Source organism: Bacteroides salyersiae WAL 10018 = DSM 18765 = JCM 12988 (genome assembly GCF_000381365.1).
GTDB lineage: Bacteria > Bacteroidota > Bacteroidia > Bacteroidales > Bacteroidaceae > Bacteroides > Bacteroides salyersiae.
On record NZ_KB905466.1, the window covers coordinates 259,240 to 277,478 of the forward strand.

An 18,239-nucleotide genomic window follows, 5' to 3' on the forward strand; every position below is an offset into this window, starting at 1 on the left:
CCTAATCGGGCGAACAATGCAAAATCACCCTTTTGGGTGACAATGACGCATATGTAATTGACCTACCTTTGTTGCAATCAATAATATTACTAATTTTTTCTTAAGCTTATGAAAGAACAAATTACCACATGGTTGTTTCTACTTCTATTGGGAAGCGGTTACAATATCGAATCGGTGCAGGGACAGAATGTGATTAATGAATTTCCTTATGAACTGTCTCCCGAATCTTATAGCAAATGGACTTTGGAAGAAGGGTATGACTGGATTGTCACCTCCTCCATGGGCAAACCGATCTATGGGTTTAGCGGAACAGGATTAGGATCTTATGTAGTCTCACCACTTTTTGATTTCTCATCGCTCGATCATCCGGAAATTACATTTACAGGAGAAAACTTTCGCTTTGAAACATTAGATAAGCAAGGGAATGTTCTCTTCAGCAGTTCGGTGCTTGAGGGAAAAAGAATAGTAACTTTCAAAATAGACAAGGAATGTTGCCAATTCAGATTTTCCAGTTATCATTCTATCGCGTCGGTAGAAGTGCTTACAGTAAAGGATCTGATTGTCGGTGAAGCAGGAACTACTGATAAAAGCCCGATCTCGCAATTTCCTTATACTTTAGAGCCACAAGCTACCGGTTGGCTACTGACAAATGGGAATTGGGGGACTACAACTCCGCTCATCAATGGCAGTAGAATCGCTTTACAATCCCCCAGAATTAACTTACCGGAAGAAGGCGGTTCATTATATATCAGCGGAATAGTTGGCAGTTTCACTATTTACGGTGGGACAGATAGAGAAACGTACAATCCGCTCGGCTATGCCAACAATGCCAGCCCCACAAGCAATATCATCTTATCAAAAGACATTCATTATTTGAAGATACAAAGCAGTTATAACGGACAGATAGGTGCACTAACTATAAACGGTTTTAGTAATGACTTGAACTGGACTGTCAGCGATGACACCTATACTCTATCGGGAGAAGAATGCGAAGCCGGCCAAACTGCCTTTTGCTGGTTACCGGAAGTTTCTTTATCAATAAGTGAAAACGGCACAAAAGGAGCGGTTTCCTTTAAAATAGCAAGCTCTTCCATGGAAAACATAGAGCTATATTTTATAGATCAAAATAACATAAATAAAGAAACCCTCATTACTACTACCAATGGAATAGCTACGGTCGACCTTGGCACTTTGCCCACGGGCACATACAAAATGATACCCGGTTTTAAAGCAGTAGCAACCAAAAAAGGAAAAACACCTACAGTAGTAATCAGTAAATTCTTTGCCGGGACAACTAACGGAGGAACCATGCAATTCGACTTGAATTACTGGTATGACGAAGATAGAGACGGACAAATGGAATTCTGTTTCGGACAAGAGATATACAGAAATTATTGGATATATTATGGGAAATACAAATTAATAAATGGCAGGACGCTGAAATACGAGGATCTTCCAGAGGGTATCAGTAGCCTGATGCCTTGCAATATAAACAACGACAAGGCCATTGACTATTGTGGAGGCATATTACGAGGTAACTATGAGAATCATTCTTTTAACTACAAAGTCTACACAAACGATGAACAAGGTGAAAACAAAGATTCTCAAATATTTGAATCTTGGGGAACATCCCGTATAACCGGAAAGTCCGGAGAAATTTTTGTCCCCTGCGATTACAATAATGATGGATTAACGGATTTTTTGTTACCCCATTCTAAAGTTGCCGTACAACTGATAGATGGCTCGTTCGAAATTCACCAATTAGAGATATTAACGCAAGATGAATATCTCAACCGTGACAAAACAAATGACGAATGGTCACAAAACGGAAATTATAGCGGAGTGGTCGTTCAAAATAAAAATGACGCATTCCTTAGCGGAAAAGACATGTTTATCGGTGGAAAAGGAGAATACACCGGCAGCATGGGTTATCAGACAAGCAATATCGATTTCAACAAAGACGGCTATCCAGATATCGTAAACACCGGTACCGGAGAAATCCTATTGTATGTAGCAAAAGATAAATATGTGGGATTGCCAATGGGAGGTGCCATTTACTTTAGAGACTTAAACAACGACCAACGATTAGATTATATCGTTTATGAGCCTGCCAGTAAAACCGTTACTGCACATGTATACCAATCAGATGGAACAGAGAAGACACAACAACTCATCAGCAATCTGAGTATGGATCAGCAAGTGTGGTGCTATGACTTTGATAAAGACGGAGATATAGACATCTTGTTGCCGTTCAGTTATCTGGAATCCAACGGAGCAGCCTATCTTGTCGTTATGGAAAACGACGGAAAAGGTAAATTCAAAATGCACGAAACGGCTTTTGACGAAGCACTGACGTTTAGGGCTTGTGCAGATATCGACCATGACGGATATTATGATATTGTGGCCCAATATGCAAAACCCAACGTAGTCAATGACGTGCTGCTGCTGAAAGGCAATAATAAAATGCAATTCGAACTTCAGCCTACTCCTCTTATCCACTTGCCAGAGTCTAAAGATGAATATCGCATACAAGTGGCAGACATCGACAATGATGGTTATTACGACATAATGACCAATGATTACGTTTACTCTGTAAAAGATCTCTTGCCTGATATTACCGCTAATCAAGCTCCGCAAAAGCCGGAAAAGCCCTCTTATTTGTTCGAACCTTCTACGGGATTCCTAAAAGTAAACTGGCAACTCGGAAAAGACACAGAATCCTCTTCCGTTGATTTAACTTACGCATTACGCATTGGCACCGAGCCGGGCAAGGGAGATATCTACTATGCCCACGCCAAAGAAGACGGAATGCGGTTAAATCTATTGGATGGCAACATGGGATACAACCTTGACCGTATCTTGGATGCCTCGGGATGGAATGCCGGAAAATATTATATCGCGATACAAGCCATCGACCCGATGCATAACGGTTCTATGTGGTCGGAGGAAACGATATTTGAAAAGTCACAATCCGGTTTCGGATTCCGCTTATCCGACGAGAGAACGGTATGCGATACAATAACCTTGGCCTTGCTCGCGCCTAAAGATCCTTCTTTAGAGTATAAGTGGGATATGGCAGATGCAACCGTCATTTCCGAAAGTAATAATAGTTCTGTCTACCAGATACGGTTTACTACTCCCGGCAAGAAACGTATTTCGCTGCAAACAATCAGTACCAAAGGAGAAGTATCAGCAACGACAGACGAAAACATCTATATCTTTTCTAATAAAATAGTTTTAGATACACTGACACTCACACCGAAAGACTATACAGTGGTATATGGAGCCATAGACATGAATGGTGATGGCACAATGGAGTTACTCACAAGTAATGGAGTACATGAGTATGACAGCAAAGACACATACAATAAAATCAAAAAGATATACAATACAAATCTCTCTTTCGACGAAGACATGTATATCACCGATATAAACAAAGACGGCCTGCCGGATATTGTATATTCCGCCTATAACTCCAGTCAACACAAAGACTATCTGTATCATTGCATTAACGAAGGAGACAAAGTACTTTCTGTAGAGACTTTCGAGAATCGCTCTTTTAGTGACGGAAAATACTATTTAGATTTTAACCACGACGGACACATGGACTATAATACCGGCAGTCGCACTGAAATAAATCTCGGAAATGATATGGATTTTGCACCGGTTGAGATAGGCTATGTCGGTTCTTACATGAGTTATGAAATGCCTTTCATTACAGACTTAAACAAAGATGGTTTTTATGATGGAGTCAGTAACTATTTCAAAAGTGACGCTAATGTAGAAGTCTACATAAACAATGGAGATGGAACAATAACGCGGCAACAAATTCCAATAACAGATACTTCGCATTTTGCAGACAAAGAAAGGTTCACCATCTCAGCCGTTGCCGACATGAACAATGATGGCTATTCCGATCTCATCATTCAGAAAAACGCCCAAAGCATTCTCATCGCATTGAACAACAAGAATGAAACTTTCGATGAAGTTAAAGAAATCATCCTGCCAATGGACTTATATAAGGTAGAAATCGGAAATATTTTTGATTTCGATAACAACGGATTTCTCGACATTGCTTTATATTCTTCCCAAAATGCCTCTATTCTCTATTTCTACAATGATTTGGAGACAAAGATGATGAATTTTGGAGATAACAGATATAATTATGATGGTATTGGACGATATAAGGCTGCTCTTGAAATAGACCTGAATGGGGACGGAATACCGGATTTTATTGACACGGACTATGGAAACTATACTTACTTCAGAAACAACACAAGCATCACCAATACCCATCCGGAAAAACCTACAAACATCCGTAGTAATCAAACCGAAAAATTCGTCACGCTGCAATGGGATGCGGCAAAAGATGCTGAAACACCTTATACCCAGATGCGTTATAACATCAGTGTAAAAAAACAGGGTTCGACCGGTGCAGGAGCATTCATCCTTTCTCCAATGAATGACCTGAAAGCAGAAGCGGCTATCATACCCTACTATATGTATCCTAACGCTACAGAATATTCCATCCCCCTATCAGTACTTCCTACCGGAACTTACGAAATACAGATACAGGCTATTGATGGATGGAACGCTACCTCTCTCTTCTCCGAACCCTATCTGCTGACGGTAGAATCCAATCCACAGATGCGACTGCCGTTATCCGTTTGCGCAGGAACATCTGCCATAGTCGCCTACACCGGCAATGCCAGTTCATCCGGCATTACTTGGGATTGGGACGGAGGAAAACAGATATTCTATACGGACTATGGTAAAGAAATACAGTATGAGGTAGTTTGGGATACGGAAGGCAAGAAACAGATATCCGTTACTTCCGACGGGGTAACGTCTACTGCCGAAATTTGGGTAGCTCCCGCCATCAACCCGGAATTCTCTATCCCTTCGCAAGCACTGCTCGTTGCCGAAACACCGATGACTTTGCCGGAAGGCGACTACGAATATTCATGGGAAGTCAGCAAAGACGGAAGTGATTTCAAAGCACTGGGCGAATACAGAGTTCCACCGGTTCGCATCGTACGCAACGGAAACAGCAACCAAGCAAAAGCAACCTTTATGAGCACCGGCAATTTCGTATTGCGCCTGTCTGTTTCTACTCCTTGCGGCATCGCTACTTGTGACAAGAGTATTACAGTCGCAGACGAACTGTCCCGACAGGAAATCAACCTGATTACAGTAGATCCTGCCACCGGAAAATACAGCATATCCTGGCAGTACCCGACTGCAATCCCTGCATTTGTCAGCAATGTAAACATCTACAAAGAAGGAAGCAAGTACAATGACTTCTATTTATTAGCTACCGTCCCTGTTTCGCAAACGAGCTTTGTAGATATGACATCCAACCCGCAAGTTCAAGCATCGCGCTATCGTCTGACATTGCAAACCAATTATGGTGCAGAAACCACTCCTGGCACACCTCACCAAGGTGTACATGCCATGATAAACAAAGGTACAGGTAATGGATGGAATGTTACTTGGAGCCAATACGAAGGAGCGCCCATAGAGACATACCGTATCTTAAGAGGTACCACCCCAAATAACCTGACCGTAATAGCAGAGATCTCGGGCAATAACACCTCTTACTCAGATCTCAATGCTCCCGCAGGCATCCTCTACTATGCATTGGACTTTGATGCCAAATACGAAGACAATTGGAAGCCGATGCAAACCGGCCGACAAAGCAGAGCCGGCAAAGCAACCGTACGCTCAAATATTGTCAGTACTGACGGTGCAGCCAATGTAATTTTTGCAGAAGATATTATCGTTCATTCAACAGAAGAACCAACCCTTTCACCGGAACAAACCAGCATCCATCTGACTGCCGATATCTATCCGTTAAATGCTACATTCAGGGCGGTCAACTGGACAATAGTATCGGGTAATGACATTGCAACTGTCAACCAGAACGGAATACTGACTGCCAAAGGCGATAAAAACGGTTCAATAACTGTACGGGCAAGTGCGATCGATGGTTCTAATGTGTACAAGGAAATAACCGTCACTGCAGATGGGCTGACCTCGATAAACGAACTGGAAAAGGAAGACAATACTCTTATATATCCTTCACCCGTAACGGATATGTTATATATCAAAAACATGCCCGAAGGTAATGGAAATAAAAATAAAATTTACATTGTCAGTTTAAACGGTCAATTGCTTTATATGGAAGAAACAGCAAGCTCGGAAGCTAACATTTCGTGTAGCAGTTATTCCACCGGCATCTATCTATTGAAGATTGTATCCGAAGACAAAGTGACTACCCGACGGTTTATAAAAAAATAAACTCAAAAAACTTCTATTCAAAAAAAGATCCCTGCTTCGGTGTTGAAGCAGGGATCTTTTTTTACTTAAGTTTCGACCGTATCAAACGGATATAATCTTCTTTGGGGCAATTGTCTCTTTTTTAACATTGTTAATCACCTTTTCCAAGTATTAATTCCTGTTCTACAAAACATTAATTCTTTAAGTGCAAGAATACGTATTCATGGCTATAAAGAATTAATATTAACAGAGTGTTAATATTAATTTCTTTTTCCGATGAATATGCATGCTTCTTCTTAATAAAATACCACATTATATACTTGATATACAATATTTTATCTTAAAAACATCATTTCTCTGTTCTATCTTGCTTTGCCGTTTTTTCAAAAGGTAGTTTATCTATACTTATCAATACAACAACTATATCAGTACTACCACCTCACAGTTACTCCGGATATATACGCCTTCTTCTATACCTCCCAACATTTCCATCCTCGGTTGGCACAGATGTAAACCACATACGTACGCACCTTATAATTCGGGAAATGCCGCAGTGTGTCTTCGGCATAGCGGTGCACCTGTTCCACATGTTCGGGCAGGGGCGCATCCGATGCTAACATCTTTTCCGCCTCTTTGGCTTTGTAATATTTGAATTCCACCAGGCGGTCGTCCGTGTAATAATCCGTGCCCGGTATGCCGGTCATTTCGAAGTCGGCGCGTCCTTCCGAATTGTTCTGTTCGATGGCAAAGGTATAGCAACTGCTCAGGTAGCGGGATACCAACTCGAAGAAAGAGCAACGGATGAAATTTTCATTGATCTTGTCGAACACCTGCGCGGGGAACTGGCCGAGGTATTGCTCGAAATAATTCCGGACAAGCGATTCAAAATCACGTTCGTCAACGAAGCGTTCGTAAGTAGGGACATACCGGTTGGCGCCGCCGTCTATACGGTTCAACACGTTGTAGTAGTCCATATAGATGCTGCGCATGGTCAGGTTGGGGAGTGCCATCCGGAAGTTGTTTTGCAGGGTCGTCATGCCTAAATAGAAAAGGCTGACGGGATAGAAATTCTTGTCAAAGAACTTCTGCTTGTTGAATTTGCTGGAGAGGTCGGCTACGTTGTAATATAATCCGTTGTCTATCACTAATGCATCCAGCATGGCTTTCGAGTTTTCCAGCGAAAGGGTGAGCCGTCGCAGCCAGCCGATGTCGGTGCGCAGGTTCTCGTCTATCATCTCTTCGGGAACTTCACCTTTATTGACTGCAAATTTCTTCAGGAAATACGTCAGTATCGTTGCATTGAACAGTTTTTCCCCCTTGGGGCTGAAACGGTAACCGTCGTAGTTGTTGACGATGAGCTGCCATATTTCGTCGTAGCGTTCCTGACTTCCGGTATACTTGTCGAGCACGTAGCGAAGATAAGCATCCGCTTCGGCATGGGTAAAACCCAACATATTGATAAAATCGGATTCTAATGTCAGTATCTCGGCAATGTTATATCCACTGGTCAGGTCGTCCATCGTCACAGGCAGCACACCGGTGCAGAAACAGGTACGGATACTGCCCTCGCCGATACCTTTTTTGATTACCTTGAAAAAGGTGCGCAGGAAGCTGTCGGCAGTGGTTACTTTCTCGTAGAGCGGGTCATTGTAAGAGGTCAGCAACTGGTTGGTGAAGTTATCGTATTCGTCTATCAGGATGTAAACCGGAGGGAACCCGTGTCCACGGGCATAAGCCAAGGCTTCCTCCAGCATTTTCGAAGCATTGCCACGAGCTGTGAATTTAAAATCGCCGAAGAGGTCGTGATTGTGTAATACCATGATTTCCACAGGGCTGCAATTCAAGTCGTTAAAGTTCTGTTCCAACCCTTCCATATTATCAGCCATCACCATTGCCGAGAAGTCATAACGAATGATCATATAACGATTGTGCTCCGGTGTAGGATGGCTTCCGATATATGTTCCACCAAAGAGATCCTCAAACCGGTGGGCCAATGTACGGTCGTAATAATGCGCTAAGGTAGATACCAGCAGGCTTTTCCCGAAACGGCGGGGACGCAGGAATACGGGCGCTTTATAGGCCTCGAGACGTGGGATGTAATCCGTCTTATCCACATAATAAAAACCACGGTCACGCATTTCGGCATAGTTGGCCACGGCATAGGGAATCGTTATACGTGCTTGAATTTTCATATTCTATCACTCTTTGTTACACTAACAGTTACAAAGTTACAAAAGTTTTTGCATTTAAAATGATAAACAAGCAGAATATCTTCTCACACCCTATATTATTGCGAACAATAAAAATCCCCTATCAAGCAATACGCCTAATAGGGGAAATCCCATCAGAGAGATCGTATCATGTAGCGATACCGACCGTCTTATTTCTTATACATATGTCTCAAGAATCTTCACACTGCCTCCTTCTTCCGGAGTAATTGTGACATCTTCTGTTGAAGCAGGCAATAAAACTGTCTCACCGGCACGCAATGTCAGCTCATTGTTTTCATTGTCTTTCAGTTTACAAACTCCTTCGATACAGATAAAGATTACGAACGAATCCAACTCCGAATAGTCACAACTGATCTCTTCGGTCATATCATATATAGAAGTAGTAAAGTACGGACAAGCAACCAATTCTACAGGTTCATCTTTCACAGCATCGTATTTCGTACGGTAATCGTCGAGTACCTCGTAATTGATGGCTTCACGTGCCAGATCGGTATGCAATTCACGCGTCTTGCCATTGGCATCTTTACGATTGAAATCATAAATACGATAAGTGATATCCGACGTTTGCTGAATCTCCGCAATGAACGCGCCGGCACCTATACTGTGAATACGTCCTGCAGGCAAGAAGAATACATCTCCCGGATGTATTTCATATTCTTGCAGAACATCAGTTATTGTGTTATTGTAAACGCGTTCCTTATACTCTTTCGGTGTGATCTGCTCTGAGAATCCGGAACGAAGTTTCGCACCTTTATCTGCATCAACCACATACCACATTTCAGTCTTTCCCATAGAGTTATGACGTTTTTTCGCCAACTCGTCATTGGGATGTACCTGGATAGAAAGATCTTGCTTGGCATCGATGAATTTTATCAGCAAAGGAAACTTATTGCCAAATCGGGCATAATTTTCTTCACCAACCAATTCGCCACGATATTTCCTTACCATATCGGTCAACGTCAGTCCTTTGTCGGGGCCGTTAGCCACTACAGACTCATTGTCTTCTACGCCGGAGATCTCCCAGCTTTCCCCTACTCCCGTTAAGTTATCACTTAAGTGCTTGAACGGAACAATTTTGTCGCCTCCCCAAAGTGTCTGCTTCAGGATCGGTTCGAATTTTAACGGATACATTTTGTTTTTCTGTTATAAACTTAGATTAAAATAATCAATGAATAATCGAGGACAAACTTACAAAAAATATCAAATAATACACAAATTCAAGGCTTTTAATTAAAATCAACCGCAAAAATTTATGGATTCGTTATCAAAATATGCTTCGACAGACAAGAAACAAAACGCTAAACTTTCCTAAATGCCCATCCATATTTACTGTGAATAATTTGGGAGTACGGAAGAATTTCCCTTTATTTGCAAGAAATTTTAATATATCAGACATGAATAACACATTCCCAACAGAAGGAAATTTATCCGGTCTAAACCGAGAAGATTTTCAAAAGGATATAAATGATAAGAAAACAGACTTATTTATCCTGAAAAACAAGAAAGGAATGGAAGTTGCCGTAACAAATTACGGTTGCGCCATTCTCTCTATAATGGTTCCCGACAAAAACGGAAAATATGCCAATGTCATTCTGGGACACGACAGCATAGACCATGTAATAAACAGTCCCGAACCTTTCTTAAGCACCACTATCGGCCGATACGGAAACCGAATTGCCAAAGGGAAATTCACTCTCTATGGCGAAGAACACTCGTTAACCATCAATAATGGCCCGAATTCTCTCCACGGAGGTCCTACCGGATTTCATGCACGTGTCTGGGATGCCGATCAAGTCGATGAAAGCACAATCATTTTCAATTACGTATCGGCTGACGGAGAAGAAGGATTCCCAGGTAATCTGGAAGTAGAAATGACATACCGACTCGAAGAAGAGGAAAATGCACTGGTAATAGAATATCGTGCCACTACCGACAAAGCTACTGTTGTGAACCTTACCAACCACGGTTTCTTCAATCTGGCAGGAATTGCCAATCCTACTCCGACCATAGAAAACAACATCGTCACTATCAACGCGGATTTTTATACCCCGATAGACGAAGTTTCCATCCCTACAGGAGAAGTCTCCAAAGTAGAAGGAACACCTATGGACTTCCGTACCCCTCATACAGTGGGGGAACGTATCAATAATTCATTCCAGCAACTCGTATTCGGAGCCGGATATGACCATTGCTATGTTTTGAACAAAGCAGAAATCGGTTCACTTGATTTGGCAGCTACCTGTACTGATCCGGTAAGCGGACGTATTATGGAAGTGTATACTACAGAAAACGGTGTACAGCTCTATACCGGAAACTGGCTGAATGGATTCGAAGGCGCACACGGAGCCACGTTCCCGGCACGCAGTGCGATCTGTTTTGAAGCACAATGCTTCCCCGATACGCCCAATAAAGCCCATTTCCCATCGGCAGTATTGCTCCCGGGAGATGAATATCAACAGATTACGATTTACAAATTCGGAACGGTCAAGAGTTGAAAGTTGAGAGTTGAGAGTTGAAAGTTACCATACGGCATAGACAGCGCAGCCTAATTTTCAACTTTCAACTCTCAACTCTCTCCCAGCATCATCATGTTTACAACTAACCTAATTTTATAAACTAACAACTTTTTTAAAACCATGACACAACAAAAAAAGAGCTATCTATTGCCTATCGCAATGATGTTCGCCCTCTTCGCAATGATTTCGTTCGTAACAGGACTTCCTGCTCCTTTTGGAGTCATTGTACAGAATCAATTCGGTGCAACCAATTTTCAGGCTACTTTAGGATTTGCCGCTAACTTTATCGCTTATTTCTTCATGGGTATCCCATCCGGTATGTTACTCCAAAAAATCGGATATAAGAAAACAGCATTAATCGCTATCCTCGTCGGTTTCACAGGTGTTGGAGTGCAAGCGCTTGCTTCACAGGCAGGACCGGATTACGGTTTCACCGTTTATCTTTCCGGAGCGTTCATTTCCGGTTTCTCCATGTGTATGTTGAACGCTGTAGTAAACCCAATGTTGAATACACTTGGTGGTGGCGGCAAAAAAGGTAATCAATTGATTCAGGCCGGCGGTACACTCAACTCTATTTCAGCTACAATCGTTCCGGTATTGGTAGGTTACCTGATGGGAACTGTTGTTGAAGAAAGAACGATTGCAAAGGCACTTCCTGCTTTGTACATCGCCATGGCCATCTTCGCTGTTGCTTTCCTTGTATTGTTCTTTATGCAGATTCCGGAACCACGTTTGGAAAAAGCTGCGAAAACAAAAACAAAAGATCCTCACAGCCCATTGTCTTTCCGTCACTTCATTCTTGGAGCAGTAGCCATTTTCGTATATGTAGGTGTAGAAGTCGGTATTCCTCACTTTGCCAATTTGTTTATGACTACGCAGGCAGGTGGTGGTGGTTTGGCCATCGATACCACTATTGCCGGATCGGTAGTAGGTACCTATTGGTTCCTTATGATGATCGGCCGTTTGACCGGTGCTTCTTTAGGTGCAAAATTCTCCAGTAAAGCTATGTTGACATTTGCCTCCTCTTTAGGACTGATTCTGGTTGCAGGTGCTATATTCCTGCCCACTACCATACATGTAAGCATGCCGGTATTCCAGTCTGATATTTCATTCGGTATGGCTCAGGTTCCTGTCAATATCATGTTATTGATTCTTTGCGGCTTGTGTACTTCCATCATGTGGGGCGGTATCTTTAATCTTGCAGTAGAAGGTCTTGGCAAATACACAGAAGCAGCTTCCGGTATCTTCATGGTAATGGTTTGCGGTGGTGGTCTTTTGCCATTATTGCAAGGTGGAGTAGCCGATTCTCTCGGTTTCCTGTCCAGCTACTGGGTTATTTTCATTGCTTTTGCTTACATGCTATATTATGCACTGATCGGTTGCAAAAATGTAAACAAGAATATTCCTGTTGAATAATTTATTAACTCTTAATAATTTAAAAGTATCATGGATATAGAACACGTAAGAAGTCGTTTCATCAAACACTTTGACGGAACTACAGGATTTGTTTATGCCTCACCGGGCCGCATCAACCTTATCGGCGAACATACCGACTATAACGGTGGATTCGTATTTCCGGGAGCTATCGATAAAGGAATGATTGCAGAAATCAAACCGAACGGAACAGATAAAGTACGCGCTTACTCAATCGACTTGAAAGACTATACAGAATTCGGATTGAACGAAGAAGACGCTCCCCGTGCCAGCTGGGCCAGATACATTTTCGGTGTATGCCGCGAGATGATCAAACGTGGTGTTGACGTAAAAGGATTCAATACAGCTTTTGCAGGCGATGTGCCATTGGGAGCCGGTATGTCTTCATCCGCCGCATTGGAAAGTACTTATGCTTTCGCACTGAATGAACTGTTCGGTGATAATAAAATAGATAAATTCGAATTGGCAAAAGTAGGTCAGGCTACCGAACACAATTATTGTGGCGTGAACTGCGGTATTATGGATCAGTTTGCTTCCGTATTCGGAAAAGCCGGTAGTCTGATTCGCTTGGATTGCCGTTCTTTGGAATATCAGTATTTCCCATTCAAGCCGGAAGGTTACCGCCTGGTTTTGGTTGATTCGGTGGTAAAACACGAATTGGCTTCTTCTGCATACAACAAACGCCGCCAGAGTTGCGAAGCTGCTGTAGCCGCTATCCAAAAGAAACATCCGCATGTAGAATTCCTGCGCGACTGTACAATGGATATGCTGAAAGAAGCGAAAGCAGACATTAGCGACGAAGACTATATGCGCGCCGAATATGTGATCGAAGAAATCCAACGCGTACTTGATGTTTGCGACGCTTTGGAAAAAGACGATTACGAAACTGTAGGTCAGAAGATGTACGAAACTCACCACGGTATGAGTAAATTGTATGAAGTAAGTTGCGAAGAGCTCGACTTCCTCAACGATTTGGCCAAAGAATGTGGTGTAACCGGATCACGCGTAATGGGTGGCGGTTTCGGCGGTTGTACCATCAACTTAGTAAAAGAAGAACTCTACGATAACTTCATCGCAAAAGCGAAAGAAGCATTCAAAGCTAAATTCGGCAGAAGTCCGAAAGTATACGATGTGGTAATCGGAGACGGTTCGCGCAGATTAGCATAACCCTATCTTAATAAAAAGAGGAAGAATATAAAATTTCGTCCTATAAAAATTTTACTTGCCCGGGAAATATGTTTTAAACATTTACCCGGGCAAGTTTTTTTGCTTTTCACACCCGAATCCCTCTGTTCAAGCCATATACAACAAACGATTTCTTCCCTCATCCACACGAAAATTCACCCCACAGTCAAGCCATACGACTTGTAAATAATAAGATTTTATATTACAACAAACAAAATATATGCTGCACAACATATTAAAGTGTAATATTTACACCAAACAAAAGTGTTACTTTTACACCCAAAATAAGATAAGTATCTCATTTACATAAAATACTAATCCATGAAAAAGCAAATCTTATTAGTGGGACTCTCCACATTGATGCTGATGGCATGCCAACAGAAGCCAGACAAAGTATCTACATTATCCGGACTTGATCCGGTAAAATTCAGTACAGAAGTAAACCATTCCCAAACCAATCTTTATACATTAAAGAATAAATCGGGAATGGAAGTTTGCATTACCAATTTCGGAGGACGCATCGTATCTATAATGGTGCCCGACAAAGACGGAAAAATACAGGATGTCGTGTTAGGATTTGATAACATCGATGACTATATCCGCATACCCAGTGATTTTGGGGCTTCCATCGGGCGATATGCCAACCGAATAGCTCAGGGTCGCTTCGTGCTGGACAATGACACCATACAATTACCGCAAAACAATTTCGGGCATTGTTTGCACGGCGGACCGCAAGGATGGCAATATCAAGTATACGATGCCAACCTTATAGACAATACAACATTAGAACTGACACGCCTATCTCCGGACGGAGATGAGAACTTTCCGGGAAACGTAACAGCTAAAGTCACATTCAAACTATCGGATGACAATGCTTTGGACATAAAATACAGTGCCACCACAGATAAGAAGACTATCATTAATATGACAAACCATTCTTATTTCAATCTTTCGGGAGATCCGTCACAACCCGCAACAGATCATATACTATATGTGAACGCAGATAATTATACCCCGGTAGACAGCACTTTCATGACTACCGGAGAGATAATTCCGGTGAAGGATACTCCTATGGATTTTATCACTCCGAAAGCAATCGGTCAGGACATCACTAAATATGATTTTGTTCAACTCAAAAACGGTAATGGCTATGATCACAACTGGGTATTGAACACCAATGGAGATATTACAAAACCTGCTGCCCGACTGACTTCCCCCCAAAGCGGCATTACATTGGAAGTATATACCAATGAACCCGGCATACAAGTATACACCGGCAACTTCCTGGATGGAAGCATACAAGGCAAAAAAGGCATTACCTACAATCAGCGAGCTTCCGTATGTCTGGAGACACAACATTATCCCGACAGTCCCAACAAGCCACAATGGCCCTCTGTAATACTGGAACCCGGGCAGACTTACAACAGCGAATGTATCTTCAAGTTTTCAATAGCAAAATAATATAAACTTAAAATCATTAATATCGTGGAAGCATTAGATTGGATTGTAATCGGAGTCTTTGCCCTGGCTCTGATCGGAATTATAGTTTGGGTAGTAAAACAAAAACAAAACGACTCTGCCGACTATTTTTTAGGAGGACGCGATGCAACATGGCTTGCCATCGGTGCATCTATATTTGCATCGAATATCGGTTCGGAACACTTGATAGGCCTCGCAGGTGCAGGAGCATCCAGTGGTATGGCTATGGCTCATTGGGAAATTCAAGGATGGATGATTCTTATCTTAGGATGGGTATTCGTACCGTTCTATTCCCGTAGTATGGTATACACGATGCCGGAATTTCTGGAACGACGTTACAATTCCCAGTCACGCACCATCCTTTCAGTCATTTCTTTAATCAGCTATGTACTTACCAAGGTAGCCGTTACGGTATATGCGGGCGGTTTGGTGTTCCAGCAAGTATTCGGTATCAAGGAACTTTGGGGAATCGACTTTTTCTGGATCGCTGCCATCGGTCTGGTGGTACTGACTGCATTATACACCATTTTCGGAGGAATGAAGTCCGTGCTATATACTTCCGTATTGCAAACTCCGATTCTGCTATTGGGCTCTTTGATCATACTTGTACTCGGTTTCAAAGAGCTCGGAGGATGGGACGAAATGATGAGGATTTGCGGTGCAGTCACTGTCAATGATCAAGGAAACACCATGACCGAACTCATTCGCAGTAATGATGATCCCAATTTCCCATGGTTAGGCGCATTGATCGGATCGGCTATCATCGGATTCTGGTATTGGTGTACGGATCAATTCATCGTACAGCGTGTTCTTTCCGGTAAAAACCAAAAAGAGGCCCGCCGGGGCACTATCTTCGGAGCCTATCTGAAGTTGTTACCGGTATTCCTGTTTCTGATTCCGGGTATGATCGCTTTTGCACTGCATCAAAAATACATCGGTGACGGTGGCTTCCTTCCCCTACTGGCTAACGGAACCCCGAATGCAGATGCCGCCTTCCCCACCCTTGTAGCCAAAATACTGCCTGCCGGTGTAAAAGGCTTGGTTGTATGCGGCATTCTGGCAGCATTGATGAGTTCACTGGCCTCTCTGTTTAATTCATCCGCCATGCTGTTCACCATCGATTTCTACAAGCGTTTCAAACCCCAGACTTCCGAGAAGAAGCTGGTAGTAATCGGCCAGATAGCAACAGTAGTCATCGTAATTTTAGGTATCCTGTGGATTCCTATCATGCGTAGTGTAGGAGATGTGTTATATACCTATCTGCAAGACGTACAGTCGGTATTGGCTCCGGGTATTGCGGCCGCCTTCCTATTGGGTATTACCTGGAAAAAAACTTCTGCACAAGGCGGTATGTGGGGATTGATAGCCGGTATGGTGATCGGATTGACCCGCTTGGGAGCTAAAGTTTATTACAGCAATGCCACCGTCACCGACAGTTCTCTGTTCAAATATCTGTTTTATGACTTGAACTGGCTGTTTTTCTGCGGATGGATGTTCCTATTCTGCATAGTCGTCGTAGTGGTAGTCAGTCTGTTTACAACTCCTCCGACTGCCGAAAAGATACAAGGACTTGTATTCGGAACAGCTACCTCCGAGCAAAAAGCAACGACCCGTGCCAGTTGGAATCATTGGGATATTATCCATACTGTAATCATATTGGCTATTACAGCAGCTTTCTATTGGTATTTCTGGTAAAAACAACTGCATAAACAGATTTAATAAATGAATAATTATTATTCTTCGAATCCTACTTTCTATGTCAGCGTCGACTGTATCATTTTCGGCTTCAACGAAGACGGACTGAGCCTGTTACTGCTGAAAAGAAACTTTGAACCGGCTAAAGGAGAATGGTCTCTGATGGGTGGGTTCATTCAACAGAATGAAAGTGCTGACGAGGCAGCCAAACGCATTCTCGCAGAACTCACCGGACTGCAGGATGTGTACATGGAACAAGTGTATACTTTCGGAGAGATACATCGCGATCCGGGTGAAAGAGTAATCTCCATCGCCTATTATGCACTGATCAACATCAATGAATATGACCGTGAACTTGTGCAGAAACACAATGCATACTGGATGAACATCAACGAGCTCCCGCCTCTGATATTCGACCACCCGCAGATGGTGGAAAAGGCACAGGAGATGATGAGGACACAAGCATCTACAGAACCTATCGGGTTCAACCTCCTGCCCAAACTTTTCACCCTGTCGCAACTGCAAAGCCTGTACGAAGCGATTTATGGCGAACCGATAGACAAACGGAATTTCCGCAAGCGGGTAGCCGAAATGGACTTCATTGAGAAAACGGATAAAATTGATAAAACAGGATCCAAACGGGGAGCAGCCCTATACAAGTTCAATAACAAAGTATACCGCAAATCCCCCAAATTTAAATTATAATTGATATGCTGGAAGAACTGAAAGAAAAAGTATTTCATGCCAATCTGGAATTAGTAAAGCATGGATTGGTCATTTTCACTTGGGGAAACGTATCGGCTATCGACCGCGCAACAGGATTAGTCGTCATCAAACCCAGCGGCGTCAGCTATGAGAAAATGAAAGCGAAAGACATGGTAGTAGTCGACCTCGACGGAAACGTAGTGGAAGGAACACTTAAACCCTCTTCGGACACTCCTACCCACGTGATACTCTACAAGGCATTTCCCGAAATCGGCGGCGTAGTACATACTCATTCCACCTATGCCACTGCATGGGCACAAGCGGGATGCGACATACCGAACATAGGAACAACCCATGCCGATTATTTCCACGATGCCATTCCCTGTACGGCAGATATGACCGTCCAAGAAGTGGAAGGAGACTACGAGTTGGAAACCGGCAATGTCATCGTAAAACGATTTGAGAAATTAAATCCGATGCATACGCCGGGAGTATTGGTAAAAAATCACGGTCCGTTTGCATGGGGAAAAGATGCGGGAGACGCTGTACACAATGCAGTGGTCATGGAGCAAGTGGCCAAAATGGCAAGCATTGCTTACACCATCAATCCCAATCTGACCATGAACCCGCTCCTGATAGAAAAACATTTCAACCGTAAGCACGGGCCGAACGCTTATTATGGACAGTAAGAATGAATGAAAGAGTGAAAGAATGA

The 18,239-nt window shown here is 42.8% G+C and carries 10 protein-coding genes; 8 read left to right on the plus strand and 2 right to left on the minus strand.

The features are described from left to right. Nucleotides 1-108 precede the first annotated feature (108 nt). The gene (locus HMPREF1532_RS01060) at nucleotides 109-6,300 is read left to right on the plus strand and encodes an FG-GAP-like repeat-containing protein (protein WP_005923628.1); all 6,192 of its coding nucleotides are present in this window, start codon (nucleotides 109-111) and stop codon (nucleotides 6,298-6,300) included. A 449-nt stretch (nucleotides 6,301-6,749) separates the two neighbouring features. On the opposite strand, the gene HMPREF1532_RS01065 is transcribed toward HMPREF1532_RS01060, so the two are convergent. Both HMPREF1532_RS01065 and HMPREF1532_RS01070 read right to left on the minus strand, forming a co-directional pair. Beyond that, nucleotides 6,750-8,471, minus strand: a complete 1,722-nt coding sequence (locus HMPREF1532_RS01065) for an ATP-binding protein (RefSeq protein WP_005923631.1) — start codon at nucleotides 8,469-8,471, stop codon at nucleotides 6,750-6,752. A gap of 195 nt (nucleotides 8,472-8,666) precedes the next feature. Beyond that, nucleotides 8,667-9,641 (minus strand): type I phosphomannose isomerase catalytic subunit, encoded by a 975-nt coding sequence (locus tag HMPREF1532_RS01070; protein WP_005923634.1) that lies wholly within the window; start codon nucleotides 9,639-9,641, stop codon nucleotides 8,667-8,669. Nucleotides 9,642-9,904: 263 nt separating this feature from the next. On the opposite strand from HMPREF1532_RS01070, the gene HMPREF1532_RS01075 reads away from it, so the two are divergent. The 7 genes from HMPREF1532_RS01075 to HMPREF1532_RS01105 all read left to right on the plus strand — a co-directional run bounded on the left by HMPREF1532_RS01075 (nucleotide 9,905) and on the right by HMPREF1532_RS01105 (nucleotide 18,213). Further along, nucleotides 9,905-11,005, plus strand: coding sequence for an aldose epimerase family protein (locus HMPREF1532_RS01075; protein WP_005923637.1), 1,101 nt, complete (start codon nucleotides 9,905-9,907; stop codon nucleotides 11,003-11,005). A 141-nt stretch (nucleotides 11,006-11,146) separates the two neighbouring features. Next, a complete protein-coding gene (locus HMPREF1532_RS01080; protein ID WP_005923640.1) occupies nucleotides 11,147-12,442 on the plus strand; it encodes an MFS transporter in 1,296 nt (431 codons plus the stop codon). Between the two features lie 30 nt (nucleotides 12,443-12,472). Then, nucleotides 12,473-13,627, plus strand: coding sequence for a galactokinase (gene galK, locus HMPREF1532_RS01085; protein WP_005923642.1), 1,155 nt, complete (start codon nucleotides 12,473-12,475; stop codon nucleotides 13,625-13,627). Nucleotides 13,628-13,966: 339 nt separating this feature from the next. Next, a complete protein-coding gene (locus HMPREF1532_RS01090) occupies nucleotides 13,967-15,106 on the plus strand; it encodes an aldose epimerase family protein (protein ID WP_005923648.1) in 1,140 nt (379 codons plus the stop codon). Between the two features lie 24 nt (nucleotides 15,107-15,130). Further along, on the plus strand, nucleotides 15,131-16,819 hold the full coding sequence (locus tag HMPREF1532_RS01095) for a sodium:solute symporter (protein WP_005923649.1): 1,689 nt from the start codon (nucleotides 15,131-15,133) through the stop codon (nucleotides 16,817-16,819). A gap of 27 nt (nucleotides 16,820-16,846) precedes the next feature. Continuing rightward, entirely contained in the window at nucleotides 16,847-17,524 is a 678-nt protein-coding gene (locus HMPREF1532_RS01100) for an NUDIX hydrolase (protein ID WP_005923651.1), read from the plus strand. Nucleotides 17,525-17,529: 5 nt separating this feature from the next. Continuing rightward, nucleotides 17,530-18,213: an L-ribulose-5-phosphate 4-epimerase gene (locus HMPREF1532_RS01105; protein WP_005923653.1), complete on the plus strand. Its 684-nt coding sequence runs from the start codon at nucleotides 17,530-17,532 to the stop codon at nucleotides 18,211-18,213. Nucleotides 18,214-18,239 lie beyond the last annotated feature (26 nt).